We start from the raw sequence: 13,318 nt of genomic DNA, 5'->3' as shown, positions 1-13,318 counted from the left end.
CGGTAGTGGGGGAGTTCTACACGCGTTGAACGATTGAAAGGTACATGGCATGTAGGGGCGGTGAACAGAAAGTCCCGGCAATAACGGGCAACAAAACTCCGGCGGACTGCCTTGGCGTCCAGCGGGCACATGAAGAGAGCAGCACTATCGACAAAGAGGGGCGGAGATGGAGATCTCGGGCATCATCAGTGCCATCATCATCGGCATCATCATTGGCGTGCTGGGACGGCTCGTCGTCCCTGGGCGCCAGCACGTAGGCGTTCTGCTGACGATCGTCGTCGGCATCGTGGCCGCGCTGATCGGCGCGGCGATCGCATCGGGCCTGGGGGTCGCCGACACCAACGGCATCGACTGGATCGAGTGGCTCATCCAGATCGGCCTGGCGGCGGTCGGCATAGCCGCGCTGGACCGGTCGAGGGCGCGCCGCTGACCCTGGGCGGGACATGCGTCACGGCTGAGACGCGGGACATGCGTCACGGGTGAGACCGGGCGGCGGCCGGCTACTGCGGGCCTGCCGCCCGATCCCCCGTTTCCCGCACTCCCGACTCTCCTCACAAAGAACCCTTGTCAACCACGCATCACCACACGCCACACCGCGTAACCCCGCATCACTCCGCTCGTCGATCCGGAGTCCGGCCCGTCGGGTCGGCTTCGCTGCGCCTGTTCCTCCGTTCTTCACGGAGGGGCGGGCGCAGCTGGGCGTGCGGCACCAACTTCCCCTGCGCTACGGCCCGTTCGGCCCCGGTGTGCGGCTCAGCGCGCGGCCCGCATCGCGGCGAGGCCGTCGCCGCTGGACGCGTACACGGGCGTCCAGCCCAGTTCCCGCTCGGCCTTCGCGCTGGACACGCGCAGGTTGCCGGCCATCAGCGTGTGCGCGTACACCATCGGCCGAACCATCCACAGCGGTACGGCCATCGGCTTCGGCAGGCCGAACTCCCGCGCCGCGCACAGGAGATGAGCGCGGAAGCCGAGCGGTGTGCGGTCGGCGATGTTGTACGCCTGCCCCGGGCACCCGTGTTCGACGGCGGCGGCCACCGCGCGGGCCGCGTCGGTGAGTCCGACCCAGGGCACGACCCGGCCGTGGTCGTCGGGGGCGGGCAGTTGGCGTCGGCGCAGCATGGAGAGGAGAGCCTCGGTTCCACCGGGACCGTAGAAGAGGCCGAAGCGGAGGGCGATGCCCTCCAAGTCCTTTGCCTCCAAGGTGAGTTGCTCCTTGGTGCGCATTCCCTCGATGTGCTTCTCCAGCGCGGGGGTGGTGCCGCGCGGGCCGAAGGGGTCGTCCTCGGTGAGGGGGCGGGTGCCGAAGTCCCCGTAGCCGTAGCCGAAGACCATCGACTCGCTGAGGAAACGGCGGGCGCCGGTGGCCCGGGCGGCCTCGATGAGGTGGGCGGTGCCCTGGCTGCGCAGGGCGTCGGTGGCGTGCATGTCGCGATGGCGCAGGGGTGCCTTGCGCAGGGCGGTCGCGGCGTGGATCACCGTGTCGAAGTGCTGTCCGTCGACCGCTCGGAGCAGCCCGTCGCGGTCCATGAGGTCGGCGCGGACGTCGTTGCCGGGTCCGCGGCCGAGGCCGGTGACCTTGTGACCGGCGTCGGTCAGGGCCTGGGTGATGTGGCGGCCGAGGACGCCGGTGGCACCGGCGAGGAGGATGCTCCGGCTGTTCTCGTTGCCCTGGTTGCCCTCGTTGCTCTCGTTCGTCGTCATGACGGTGAGACGAGTCGGGTCGGCGCGGTTGTGACATCGGCCGCCTGACCTGCGGGTCTACGGGGGTCTACGGCTCGTAGACGTAGGGCGTGGTCGTGGTCAGCGGGGAGAAACCGAGGCGTTCGAGGATGGGGCGGCTCTGGTCGGAGGCGTCGACCTGGAGGTAGCGGTAGCCGCGGTCCGCGGCGATGCGGGCGCGGTGGGCGATCAGGGCGCGGTAGATGCCACGGCCCCGCCAGGCCTCGACCGTGCCGCCGCCCCACAGGCCGGCGAACCGGGTGCCGGGGACGAGTTCCATGCGCGCCGCGCTCACCGGTTCGTCGCCGGCGAGGGCGACGACTGCGACAACCGTGTCGGGTTCGGCGGCGAGTTGGGCGAGCAGGCGGGCGCGCAGCCGGGTGCTGTCCGTACCGAAAGCCTGCTCGTGGACGTCGGCCACGAGGTCGATGCCGGCCCGGTCGGTGGCGGGCAACAGGCGGATGCCGTCCGGCAGTTGGGCGTCGAGGGTGAGTGCGCCGACCTCGCCGACCATCAGCGTCTCCTGTGGCTCGGAGGTGAACCCGGCCGCCGACAGCCGCTGTCCGAGATCCGTCGGCAGGTCGTGGCCGTAGAGCTTCCACTCGAAGTCGCGGCCGAGCGCGGTGAAGTACGCGATCTGCTCGGCGATCGCCGCGTCGGCGTCCGCCTGGTCGAGGTCCGACCACAGGACGCCGTTCCAGCCGTGCGCGTCGGCGGCGACCTGGCGCACCACTCCCCCGGCCCGTTCGACGCGGGACCCCGGGCCGTCGGGCCGGGCGCCTTCGCGCAGGTCGCGGTCGTGGAGGGCGAGTACCGAGGCGTGATCCATGGGCTCACTTCAACATCCGCGGACGGCCCCGGCAACGCAATTACGAGCCCCGCACCGGCACGTCCGCCCGGACCGCCGCCAGATACGCGCTCAGCCGGTCGCGGTTGCGGGCCAGGCAGTCGATGCGGGCCTGGATCCGGTCGACGTGGTCGCTGAGCAGCGCGGCCGTCTCGGGGGTCAGGCAGTCGGCGGGGACGTGGATCTCGTCCGGACCGGAGAGATACGGCAGGATCGCGCGGATCATCTCGGTGGTGAGCCCCGAGTCCAGCAGCCCGCGGATCTGCTGGACGTCCCGCAGCGCGGGCTCGCCGTAGAAGCGGTAGCCGTTCTCGGTGCGGTCGGGGTGCAGCAGGTCCTGTTCCTCGTAGTAGCGCAGGAGGCGGGTGGGGACGCCGGTGCGGCGGGACAGTTCGCCGATCTTCATGTCTGCCTCCGGGGAGGGCGTGCTCACGGGGGCTCACTCGTGAGGTTCGCTTGCCTTCACACTGATGTGAGGGTTCGACCATGGTCCCATGACCACCGCATCCCCGGCCAAGGGCACTGTCCTGCCCTGGTCCGGGCTCCTCGCCCTGTCCACGGCCGCCTTCACCGCCGTCCTGACCGAACTCCTCCCCGCCGGTCTGCTGCCCCGGATGGCACCAGCGCTCGGCGTCTCCGAGGCGCGGGTCGGCTTCCTGGTCACCGGTTACGCGGTCGCCTCCTTCCTGGCCGCGATCCCGGTCACCGCGGCCCTGCGCGGACTGCCGCGCCGTCCGGTCCTCGTCGGTACGCTGCTGGGCTTCGCCTGCGCCAACGCGGTGGTCGCGCTGTCGTCGTCGTACGCCGTCACCTTCGGCGCCCGGCTGCTGGCTGGGGTCATGGGCGGCACGATGTGGGCGATGCTCGCCGGGTACGCCGCCCGGATGGTGCCGGTCGAGCGCCGCGGCCGGGCCATCGCGATCGTGCTGGCCGGAATCACCCTCGCCCTCTCCCTGGGCGTACCCGCCGGCACCGCGCTCGCCGGTGCGGTCGGCTGGCGCCCGGCGTTCGGGATGCTGGCCGGGCTGTCGGTCCTGGTGGTGGTCTGGATACGGCTGCGGGTCCCCGGCTTCCCTGGTGAACTCCCGGGCGCACGCGTCCCGTTGAGGGGTGTCGCCGTGCTCCCGGGGATTCCGGCGATCCTGTCGGTCACGCTGTTCCTGCTGCTGGGGCATCAGGTGATGTACACGTACGTCGCCCCGTTCACGGCGCACTCCGGCTACGGCCGTACGGACGTCGTCCTGCTGGTGTTCGGGGTCGCCACGGTGGTCGGGATCTGGGCCACCGGGGTGCTCGTGGACCGGTGGGCGCGGCCCACACTGTTGGGCGCGACAACACTGTTCGTGGCGGTCATGTGTGTGCTCGGCCTGTATGGCGACTCTCCTGTGCTGCTGCTCGCCTCTGTCGCCGTGTGGGGAGTCGCCTTCGGCGGGGCCCCGACGCTGATCCAGACCGCGCTCGTCAACGCCTCCGGTCCCGAACACGCCGATGTGGCGACGTCGTTGCAGACCACGGTGTACAACGCGGGTATCGCCGGGGGCTCGTTCACCGGTGGGCTCGCGCTGTCGGGGATGGGCGCGGGGGCCTTGCCCTGGACGGCGTTGCCGTTGGTCGCGGGCGCGCTCGTCGTGGTTGTACTGGGCCGCCGTTTCGCCTTTCCGGCGGCAGCCGTGGAGGCCGAGGGGCGCGTCAACTCGCCCTGCGCCTAGGCGCGATGCGCTGATGCGTCACGGGCCTAGGCCTGGCCGGTGGACCTTCGCCGTAATTCGCCCTCGATGCGCTCACGCCACAGCCTCACCGGGTCGGGTTCGTGGACACCCACGAGGGGCGTGCCGTCCGGGGTGTTCGCATGGCCGAGTCCGATCCGCTGGTTCCTCTCGTACAGCTTCAGGAGCTTCGCGTGCTGCGGCATGTCCTGACGAAGCCGTTCGGCCCACTCGGGTGTCAGAAATCCGTGATTGGCCACGAACCGACCGTCATCACGGACGGCGACATAGAGAAGGTGTCCGTCCGGGGACCAGAAGTGCCTTGTCCCAGCCTGGAGTTCACGTATCCGTTCCCGATCCCAGTGAGCCGACGACGGATGCCTCCGCGCCATCTCCTCATGTCTGGCGATCGTCTGCTCATGGGTGATCCACGACCTCACTCGCACCGCGTCCTGGTACTCCTCCACGGTGAGCCGGACACCGAACTCCCAGAGCCTGGGCAGCATTTCCAGTTGCGCCGCCTCCCTGAGGTACCGGGCCCGCTCCGACGCGTCCCCGCGCCGCCCGGCGGCCTCCGCGTCGTGCCGGCGGCTCACCAGTCCTCCCTCCTGGTCGAACCGCAGCATGCTCGCCCAGTTGAGGTCCTCATCAGCGGTCATACCCATCTCCCCTCGCCCTGCCGGACCGAGCCCAAGACGCTTGACCGCGGCCTCACTTGAGGCCCGAGTGGGCCAGGCCCTCGACGAACTGGCGCTGGGCGACGACGAAGACGATCAGGACCGGAAGAACGGTCATGGTGGCGGCCGCCAGTTGGGTGTTCCACATCTCGCCTCCGTAGGAGTCGGTGAACCGGGTGAGTGCCTGCGGCAGCGTGAACAGGTCCGGCGAGGTGAGGTAGACGGTGGGTTCCAGGTAGAGGTTCCACGAGGTGAGGAACGTCAGGATCGCGACCGCGGACAGCGCCGGTTTGGCCAGCGGCAGGAAGATCCGCCACCAGAGCGCCGGGCGGCCGAGACCGTCCAGCCGGCCCGCCTCCTCCAACTCGGCCGGCAGCGCGATGAAGAACTGCCGCATGATGAAGGTGGCCAGGACGCAGGGGCCGGCCAGCGCCGTGACCAGGATCAACGGCCAGTGCGTGTTGATCATCCCGGCCCGCTTGAACATCTGGAACAGCGGCACGATCGTCACCTCGCTGGGCACCAGGAGGCCGACCAGCACCACCAGGAAGAGGGCGTTCGCGCCGGGGAAGCGGATCCGGGCGAAGGCGTACCCGGCGAGGCTGGAGACCAGCAGGGTGATCACGGTGACCAGGACGGCGATGTACACGCTGTTCGCGTACTGCCGGGCGAAGGGCTGGAAGCTGAACGCCTCGCGGTACGCGGACAGCGTGGGGTCGGAAGTCCACAGCGACGGCGGGGACTTGAAGATCTCGGGCAGCGGCTTCACCGAAGCGGCCACCATCCAGATCGTCGGCACCACGAACGGGATGGCAAGGACGCCGAGTGCCGTCACCAGGAACACTCTCCGGAGCACGGACGTCGACCTACTGCTCATGGAACACCCACTTTCGGCGCAGCTGCCACTGCAACAGGGTCAGCAGCATGACGAAGGACAGCAGCATCAGGGCGAGCGTCGAGCCGTAGCCGATGTGGTTGAACTCGAAGGCCTGCTGGAAGACGTAGTACACGAGCACGGTGGTGCTCAACTCCGGGCCGCCGCTGGTCAGTACGGCGATCTGCGCGAACGACTGCAACGCCCCGACGATGGTGATGATCGAGGTCAGCAGCACCGTGGGTGAGATGAGCGGCAGGGTGATCCGGGTGAACAGCACCCTGTTTCCCGCGCCGTCGATCCGGGCGGCTTCGTACAGGTTCGACGGCACGCCCTGCAACGCGGCCAGGAAGAGCACCATGTTGACGCCGACGCTGCGGATCACCTGCGTGATGATCACCGACACCATCGCGGTGTCGCCGTGCTGGAGCCAGTTCGGACCCGTGATGCCGACCGTGCCGAGAAGGCCGTTGAGACCGCCGTTGTCCTGGAGCAGGAAGCCCCAGACCAGGGTCCAGGCCACCACGGAGACGACGACCGGGGAGAAGAACAGGGTGCGGAAGAACGTCGCACCGCGGAACCGCCGGTTCAGGAGTACGGCGAGCAGCAGGCCCAGGCCGATGTTGAGGATCACGACACCGACGCAGAAGACGGCGGTGGCCCACAGCACCGAGGGCAGTTGCGGATCATTGGCCAGGGCGGCGTAGTTGTCGGCTCCGACGAAGGTCTGTTCGCCGGTGAAGACGTTCCAGTCGCTCAGGCTGTACCAGATCGCCAGTCCGACCGGGATCAGCACGAACAGCACGACCCCGGCGAGCTGCGGAGCGATGAACAGATAGCCGGCGAGCACGTCCCTGCGCCGGCTCGTCCAGAACGGTGGGGCGGCGGCGCTCCGGGCTCCTGTCGGTGCCCGGGAGGCGTCCGGTGTCGCCGCGGGGGTCTTCATGAGGGCGGCCATGGTTACTTGGCCAGAATCGGTTCGATCGCGGAGCAGACCGACTTCAGTACGGCGGGGATGTCGGCGTCGGCCTTCCACATGGCGTCCAGTGCGGTCTTGCCCTTCTGGGCGATCTCGGCCGGGCTGGTGTGGTTGGGCAGGGTGACGGCGTTCGGCAGTTGGTCGACCACGGCCTGCTGGAGTTGCGCGGCGGTCAGCACCTGGTTGTCGGCGGCGAGCTTCGCGCCGGTGAGCAGCGACTTCCGGGGCGGCGGGAAGTACTGGGCCAGCTTCGCCGAGTTCGCCGGGTTCGTCATGTAGGCGAGGAAGTCGGTGGCCTGCGTCTTGTGCTTGCTCGCCGTCAGGACGCCCACGCCTGCCTGGCCGATGACGGAGTACTTGCCGGCCGGGCCCGCCGGCAGCGGGTACAGCGCGTACTTGAACTTGTCGGTGAGCAGCGAGGCACGGGAGACCTGGGCGACGGTGAAGGCGGCGTCACCGGCGAAGAAGTCGGCCGTCGTACCGGGGCCGGGCATGGCCTTGGTCTTGAACGCGGCGTCGTGCAGGAAGGTGAAGGCCCGCTGCATCTCGGGGCTGGTGAAGGTGCACTTCTTGCCGTCCGCGCTCCACGCGGCGGCGCCGAAGCCGGTCCACACCGTGGCGAGTGTGTTCCACGCCTTGTAGTCGAAGTCCCGGACGACGAACCCGGCCTTGCCGGTGGTCGAGTGGACGGCCGCGCCGGCGGCGGAGACCTGGTCCCAGGTCAGGGTCTTCGGGTCGATCTTCTGCTTGGCCTTCGCCAGCAGGTCGGTGTTCACGTACAGCGCGAACGGCGAGGTCGAGAACGGGTAGGCGTAGAGCGTGCCGTCCCGGCTGAACTCCTTGGTCGCGCTGGGCTCCAGGTCGCCGTACTGCCAGCCGTCGGTCGCCTTCAGCTTGTCGGTCAGGCCGACCAGGGCGTCGGAGGCGATCAGGTCCTTCGACAGGTCGCCCATCCAGGCCAGGTCGGGAGCGTTGCCGCCGGCGATCTGCGTGGTCAGGGTGGTGTTGTAGTCGTCGAAGGGTAGGCTCTCGAAGGTGATCGAGGAGATCTCGGGGTGCTGGGCGCGGTAGGCGGCGGCGATCGTGTCGAACAGCTTGAGCTGGTCCTGGTTCGAGGTCCAGACGGCCATGCGCAGCTTGACGTTCGTGGCGTCCGTCGCCCCGGATCCGTCGCCGGACGCGCCGCAGGCGGCGGTCAGCGCCAGTGCCGTGGTCAGCGCGACCGCGCCGAACAGCTTTCTCGCTCTGTTCATGGGAGTGGTTCCTTCGTGCTCTCGGCGCGCTGCGCCTCGGGTTGGCTAGTAGCCGGCGATCTGCGGCCAGTGGAGTTCGATCCCGGCCTCGGTCAACCTGTTCCGGAGTCGGTCGACGAGGTTCTCGTCGGTCGCGACCTGGCGTGGGCTCAGGCCGAGGTCGAGGCAGTACGCCACGAGCTCGCCGGCCGATTCACCGACGTTCCACTCGACCGGATGCAGCCGGTAAGCGCCGTTGGTGATGTGGGTGGTGCCGATGTTCTTGGCGGCCGGCACCAGGTTCTGGGTGGTCACCGGGATCAGCGCGCCGAGGGGTATCTCGAACGGCGCGCACTCGACGTCGATGTAGTTGTCGCCGCCGGTGGAGGGATGCAGATCGATGCGGTACATCCCGACCCCGACCGAGCCGTCGAATCGGGCCGGTCCGGCGTCCCCGCGGGCTTTGACGGAGATGTCCTGCTCGCGCACCGTGGTGAGTGCCTTGATCCGCCGGGATTCGCGGATGTACGGGGCCTGCGCGAACCCGTCGGTCGTGCCGACCAGGTCGCCGCGCAGTCGCAGTCCGGGCCAGCCGCGGCCGCCGTCGGGGCGGGGCGCTTCTGTCTGGAGCCAGTACACGTAGGCACGGGACTGTGCCTTCGCGGCGTCCAGGTGGTGCTGCCGGTCGTCGGTGTCGATGATCGAGCCGTTGACGTAGTCCAGTTGGGGCCAGTTGGCGAGCACGATGTCGCTGTCGTAGAAGCCGTCGGCGAAGTTCTGCCGGGCGGCGATCCGCCGGAACTGCCACAGGTCCCGGTCGCCCGCGTCGAATCGGGGGTCCCCGGTGACGTCGCCGGCCGGGTTGACGTTCATGGTTCGTTCCTCCGGCACGAGGGTCCGTGGGTTCGGCGCGACGAAGGACAGCATCGGCGCACCCCAGTACGGCAGTTCGAAGGAGCGCCAGAAGTCGTAGTCGTCCGGCCGCGCGATGGTGTGGTCGCCGGCGACGTGGTCGAAGACGAAGCACCACGCGATCGACTGCACGTTGCCCGGATCGGCGGCCTCGGGGGCGCTCGGCTCACCGGTGTCGGCCCGCCCTTCGGCCCCGACGACGTACTCGGTCCCGGTCAGGGGCAGCAGGTCGCCGGTCTCGGTCCCGTCGAGGACGTACTCGGCGGTGATCGCGGTCTCGGCTCCGGTCCGCGGGTCCGCGACGGTGACCGTGCGGACCGTCGCGTCGCTCACCTCGGCCGCGACGGGCACCGCGGGTTGCAGGACGGTGAGCCGCCCGGTCGACCGGTACGGCGCGAGCAGGGCGGTGATCACCGCGTTCGCGACCCTCGGTTCGTGGCACAGCCTGCTCACCCGGCCGCGGCCCGGGTTGAGTTCACGGTCCGCGCGAGCGGCCGCCGTCAGCGGGTAGTGGTCGCGGTAGTAGCGGCGGATGTCCTCCCGCAACGCGCGGTAGCGCGCGGTGACGCCGAACTGCTCCACCCAGATGTGCTCGTCGGGCGGCACGGCCTGCGAGGTGAGCTGTCCGCCGAGCCAGGCGTACTCCTCGGTCATCACCACGCGGCGGCCGCGTTGCAGCAACGCCAGCGCCGCGGCGACGGAGCCGAGTCCACCGCCGATGATCGCCACCTCGGCCGTGATCCGGTCGGTCATGACGACGTGTCCGTCCGCGTGACGATGGTGTCCCCCGGCTCGACCTCGGCGACCAGCAGCCGCTCGGTGTCCAGACCGGCCCACTCCTGCGGGTCCGTGGTGATCAGGAGTTGCAGGAGATCGAGCGCCTCGGCCGCCAACTGCTGCCTGGGGACGTGGAATCCGGCCAGTACCCGGCCGTCCACGCGATGGCCGCGCACCTCGCCGAGTGCGGCGACCGAGATCTCGTCCGGTACGGCGACCCGGGCGCCGGACAGCGCGTGCGCGACGTCCTCGGCCAGGAACGCGTCCTCCGCGATGATCAGGGTGGCGCCGGTCGCGCGGGCCAGCCGGGGCAGGTCGGCGATCCGCTCCTCACCGACCAGCAGGAAGGCCAGCCGGCCGTCCGCCGAGGCTGCTTCGACGGCGCCGCGCCGGTCCCGCGCGGTCGGCGTGTCACGGCCGCGGTGGACGTACAGCGCCTGCTGGTGCCCGTCGGCCGCGGCCTGGTCGATCAGTGCGGTGGTCGGGGTGACGTAGTCGATGGCCACGTATGGCACGGCGGCGGCGGTCTCGTCCCGGCGGCCGATCGCGACGAACGGGAACTGCTCGGCCACCAGCCGTTCCAGCTCGGAGGCGACCATCTGCTGGCCGAGCAGGACGCAGCCGTCGGTCAGCCGCAGCCGCGTCTTGCGGTGGAAGAGGCTCCGCGTGCCGTTCTCGACCGGCGAGGAGGTGAAGAACAGCAGGTCCCAGCCGATGTGTTCGGCGGCCCGCTCGATGCCGTTCAGCAGCGGACCGTAGAAGTCCATGCTCTCGGGGGACAACGCGGCCTCATAGGTGAAGACGCCGATGATCTGGTTGTCCAGACCGGCGAGTCTGCGGGCCGCGGGGTCGGCGACGTAGGTGAGTTGCTCAATGGCCGCCTTGACCCGCGCCCTGGTGGCCTCGGGGACCCGCACGTTCGAGCCGTCGCGGTCGTTCAGCACCACCGACACGGTGGTCTGGCTGACGCCCGCCAGCTCGGCGATCTCGCGTTGGGTGACGCGGCGAGGTCTCGGCGACATCGATCCTCCATCTTGATAATGCCTATCTTCACTTGCTGGTGATGACCGTAACCCAAGGGTGCCCGCCTGGACAAGCACCCGTTGACATCAACGTATCGGCCTGGAAACGTGACGTTCACGGAGTTGAAGATAGGCATTATCAAGGCGCGCCACCGAGCGCCGGACAGGAGCAGACGTTGACCTCCGAGGCCTTCTCCAGACCCACCCTCGATCGCCGGCGCTTCCTCGGCGCGGCCCTCGCGGCGGGCGTCGTACTCGTCGCCGGGTCGACCCCGATCGCGGCATACGCGGCGGCCGGCGACGTCACCCTGACCGCCGGCGGCATCAGCCTGCTGGCCAGTACGGGCGGCCGGCTCGCCATCCGTGACGCCGCCGGAGTCACCCGGTCCGCCGGCTCGAAGTTCCAGGTCAAGGACAGTGTCACCGGCATCCACCTGTCCACAGGCGGCACCCCGACCCTGACCGCGCTCCCGGACGGGACACCGGCGATCCGGATGGACTACACGTTCGACGCGGCCGCCGGCCCGACCGGCGTGACCGGCTGGTTCAGCGTCGGCACCTCCCACGCCGTGCTGGAGTGGGACATCACCGGAGCGGCCACCCTGGTCCCGGACGGCTTCCTGTTCAGCCGGGCGATCCAGGCGCCGACCGCGCCCGACGACTACATCGCGATCACCGAATGGGTCCGCGACGCGGGCGGCGGCATCCCGTACGAGGACACCCTCGGGGTCGCGCACACCTCCACCTGGGGAACCGCGCTGCACGGCCTGTTCCTGCTGGACCGCTCCCGCCAGGCCTGGACGAACGCGACCTGGGTGCACGCGCCGGGCGTGGCCGATCCGGCCGGCGGCTGGACCAGCCGGGCCGACTTCTTCTTCTCCGAGACCCGCCCGTCGGCCACCGCCACCATCGGCCGGGGCCGTGCGCTCGGCCTCGAACTCACCACCGACCGCGACTTCAACCTGTACGAGTCGCCCGGCGACCAGATGCAGCTGACCGCCCTCGTCGCCAACGGCGGCACGGCAGCCACCTCGGTCGACCTGGACCTGTGGGTGCGTAGCTTCGACGGCACACTGCTGGCCTCCACGACCACGACCGGCAGCGTCGCCGCGGCCGACACCTGGCAGCACACCTTCACCCTGACCGCACCCGCCGGCGGAATCGCACTGGCCGAGGTGGTGGTCAGTTCGGGCGACGACGAGGCGTTCGCCCGGACCAATCTCGCGGTGCTCCCGTCGTACGACTACCAGGCCGGCGCGGACGGCATGTTCGGCATCGCCAACTACCCGTGGCTCCAACGGCCCAACGCCGACGCCCTGTTGGACCTGTGGCAGAAGGCCGGCATCGGCCTGGTCCGGATCGCGTACGACGGTGGCCCCGGGCTGCCGCCCGCCTCCTTCGACGCGCGCGGCATGCGGCACAACATCGAACTCCAGCCGTCGCTGGACGCCACCGACGCCGAGGCGACGGCCTGGGCGGCGGACAAACTGGCGGTGGCGGTCGGTGCCGGCGCCGGTTACTTCGAGGTCGGCAACGAGCTGAACAGGCCGTTCAACACCGGCGACGCCGCGCAGGCGTACCTCGACAAGGCGCTACGGCCGGTCTTCGACCGACGCGCGGCCACCGGCGACACCGTGAAGCTGATGAACAACGGGCTGGCCGGCATGGACAAGCCGTGGGTGGAGAACTTCATCGCGGCGGGCGGCTGGGACCTGATCGACGCCTTCGCCTACCACCCGGGACGCGGCAACTTCACCCCGGACTACATACCGCCGGGCGACGACTGGAGCACCGGCAGCGACGGCACCTACTGGAACTTCTACGGCGGCCTGCGGCAGTTGAAGGCGCTGATGGCGGAGCACGGCGAGAAGGAGATCTGGCTGACCGAGGCCTACGCGCCGACCAAGCCCAACAGCTGGTGGCACGACACCTACCGGCACGCCGCGGAGAACGTGCTGCTCACCTTGGCGCTGGCCAAGGCCGAGGGGGTCCGGTGCGTGTGCTGGTACCAGTTCCACGACAGTGTGCTCGGCATGCCGCAGGTCGCCGACCCGGACAACGTCGAGTACCACTACGGCCTGATGAACCGCGACCTGAGCCCGAAGCCGTCGCTCCTGGCGTACGCGACAGCGGCCCGCACGCTCGACCAGGCCACCTTCCGGGGCCGGTTGACGTTCGCCGACCCGCAGACGTTCGGCCTGTGGTTTGACACCCCCGACGGTCCCGCGGTCGTGCTGTGGAACCGGGCGGACGGCTACCTGCTGAACACGGCGGGCCAGCGCACCGACTGGCACTTCCCCGCCCCCGAGGTGTGGGTCGACCCCTGGCCGACCAAAACCACCCTGGTGGTCGCCGCCACGACTGCCGTGCGGCAGGTGGACGCGGTCGGGCAGGTCCGCCAACTCCCGGTCGCAGGCGGCAAGGTGACGCTGACGCTCGACGGTGCGCCACGGATCCACTACGGCCTCGTGCCGCGCACGGACAGCCAGGGCAAGCACACCCTGGCGTGCACGCCGGTCCAGAACTGAGGCGGGCGAGATGCCCCCGCACGACAGCGCCCAAGGACAACCGGA

General features: G+C 69.9%; 12 protein-coding genes. 3 read left to right on the top strand and 9 right to left on the bottom strand.

Annotation, left to right across the window (positions count from 1 at the left end):
* Nucleotides 1–166: 166 nt before the first annotated feature.
* A complete protein-coding gene (locus tag OG714_RS48080; protein WP_406130805.1) occupies nt 167–430 on the top strand; it encodes a GlsB/YeaQ/YmgE family stress response membrane protein in 264 nt (87 codons plus the stop codon).
* 323 nt (nt 431–753) lie between these two features.
* Here the strand turns inward: OG714_RS48080 and OG714_RS48075 are convergent, their stop codons facing one another.
* The 3 genes from OG714_RS48075 to OG714_RS48065 all read right to left on the bottom strand — a co-directional run bounded on the left by OG714_RS48075 (nt 754) and on the right by OG714_RS48065 (nt 2,972).
* Nucleotides 754–1,701: an NAD-dependent epimerase/dehydratase family protein gene (locus OG714_RS48075; RefSeq protein ID WP_406130804.1), complete on the bottom strand. Its 948-nt coding sequence runs from the start codon at nt 1,699–1,701 to the stop codon at nt 754–756.
* A 67-nt stretch (nt 1,702–1,768) separates the two neighbouring features.
* Nucleotides 1,769–2,548 (bottom strand): GNAT family N-acetyltransferase, encoded by a 780-nt coding sequence (locus OG714_RS48070; protein ID WP_406130803.1) that lies wholly within the window; start codon nt 2,546–2,548, stop codon nt 1,769–1,771.
* Between the two features lie 40 nt (nt 2,549–2,588).
* A complete protein-coding gene (locus tag OG714_RS48065; RefSeq protein WP_406132192.1) occupies nt 2,589–2,972 on the bottom strand; it encodes a MerR family transcriptional regulator in 384 nt (127 codons plus the stop codon).
* 88 nt (nt 2,973–3,060) lie between these two features.
* Between OG714_RS48065 and OG714_RS48060 the strand changes: the two genes are divergently transcribed.
* On the top strand, nt 3,061–4,275 hold the full coding sequence (locus OG714_RS48060) for an MFS transporter (RefSeq protein WP_406130802.1): 1,215 nt from the start codon (nt 3,061–3,063) through the stop codon (nt 4,273–4,275).
* A gap of 26 nt (nt 4,276–4,301) precedes the next feature.
* On the opposite strand, the gene OG714_RS48055 is transcribed toward OG714_RS48060, so the two are convergent.
* From OG714_RS48055 to OG714_RS48030, 6 genes are read right to left on the bottom strand one after another with little or no spacing between them, the layout of a single operon-like run.
* The gene (locus OG714_RS48055) at nt 4,302–4,931 is read right to left on the bottom strand and encodes a hypothetical protein (RefSeq protein ID WP_406130801.1); all 630 of its coding nucleotides are present in this window, start codon (nt 4,929–4,931) and stop codon (nt 4,302–4,304) included.
* Between the two features lie 52 nt (nt 4,932–4,983).
* Nucleotides 4,984–5,826, bottom strand: a complete 843-nt coding sequence (locus OG714_RS48050; protein WP_406130800.1) for a carbohydrate ABC transporter permease — start codon at nt 5,824–5,826, stop codon at nt 4,984–4,986.
* Nucleotides 5,816–6,769, bottom strand: coding sequence for a carbohydrate ABC transporter permease (locus OG714_RS48045; protein ID WP_406130799.1), 954 nt, complete (start codon nt 6,767–6,769; stop codon nt 5,816–5,818). The genes OG714_RS48050 and OG714_RS48045 overlap by 11 nt, the downstream gene beginning before the upstream one ends.
* A 14-nt stretch (nt 6,770–6,783) precedes the next feature.
* Nucleotides 6,784–8,055, bottom strand: a complete 1,272-nt coding sequence (locus OG714_RS48040; protein WP_406130798.1) for an ABC transporter substrate-binding protein — start codon at nt 8,053–8,055, stop codon at nt 6,784–6,786.
* 45 nt (nt 8,056–8,100) lie between these two features.
* The gene (locus OG714_RS48035; RefSeq protein WP_406130797.1) at nt 8,101–9,699 is read right to left on the bottom strand and encodes an FAD-dependent oxidoreductase; all 1,599 of its coding nucleotides are present in this window, start codon (nt 9,697–9,699) and stop codon (nt 8,101–8,103) included.
* A complete protein-coding gene (locus tag OG714_RS48030) occupies nt 9,696–10,745 on the bottom strand; it encodes a LacI family DNA-binding transcriptional regulator (RefSeq protein ID WP_406130796.1) in 1,050 nt (349 codons plus the stop codon). Before OG714_RS48030 ends, OG714_RS48035 begins: the two co-directional genes overlap by 4 nt.
* 176 nt (nt 10,746–10,921) lie before the next feature.
* Here OG714_RS48030 and OG714_RS48025 point away from each other — a divergent pair, with 176 nt between their 5' ends.
* On the top strand, nt 10,922–13,273 hold the full coding sequence (locus tag OG714_RS48025; RefSeq protein WP_406130795.1) for a hypothetical protein: 2,352 nt from the start codon (nt 10,922–10,924) through the stop codon (nt 13,271–13,273).
* The last annotated feature ends 45 nt before the right edge of the window (nt 13,274–13,318 follow it).

It is taken from the genome of Streptomyces sp. NBC_00989 (genome assembly GCF_045162655.1).
GTDB lineage: Bacteria > Actinomycetota > Actinomycetes > Streptomycetales > Streptomycetaceae > Streptomyces.
The sequence above is the reverse complement of the archived record's forward strand: the minus strand, read 5'-3'. Positions and strand labels throughout refer to the sequence as shown.

Bases quoted from the DNA above. Each gene is read 5' to 3' on its own strand.
- OG714_RS48080 (WP_406130805.1), top strand. From the start codon at position 167: ATGGAGATCTCGGGCATCATCAGTGCCATCATCATCGGCATCATCATT.
- OG714_RS48075 (WP_406130804.1), bottom strand. From the start codon at position 1,701: ATGACGACGAACGAGAGCAACGAGGGCAACCAGGGCAACGAGAACAGC.
- OG714_RS48070 (WP_406130803.1), bottom strand. From the start codon at position 2,548: ATGGATCACGCCTCGGTACTCGCCCTCCACGACCGCGACCTGCGCGAA.
- OG714_RS48065 (WP_406132192.1), bottom strand. From the start codon at position 2,972: ATGAAGATCGGCGAACTGTCCCGCCGCACCGGCGTCCCCACCCGCCTC.
- OG714_RS48060 (WP_406130802.1), top strand. From the start codon at position 3,061: ATGACCACCGCATCCCCGGCCAAGGGCACTGTCCTGCCCTGGTCCGGG.
- OG714_RS48055 (WP_406130801.1), bottom strand. From the start codon at position 4,931: ATGACCGCTGATGAGGACCTCAACTGGGCGAGCATGCTGCGGTTCGAC.
- OG714_RS48050 (WP_406130800.1), bottom strand. From the start codon at position 5,826: ATGAGCAGTAGGTCGACGTCCGTGCTCCGGAGAGTGTTCCTGGTGACG.
- OG714_RS48045 (WP_406130799.1), bottom strand. From the start codon at position 6,769: ATGAAGACCCCCGCGGCGACACCGGACGCCTCCCGGGCACCGACAGGA.
- OG714_RS48040 (WP_406130798.1), bottom strand. From the start codon at position 8,055: ATGAACAGAGCGAGAAAGCTGTTCGGCGCGGTCGCGCTGACCACGGCA.
- OG714_RS48035 (WP_406130797.1), bottom strand. From the start codon at position 9,699: ATGACCGACCGGATCACGGCCGAGGTGGCGATCATCGGCGGTGGACTC.
- OG714_RS48030 (WP_406130796.1), bottom strand. From the start codon at position 10,745: ATGTCGCCGAGACCTCGCCGCGTCACCCAACGCGAGATCGCCGAGCTG.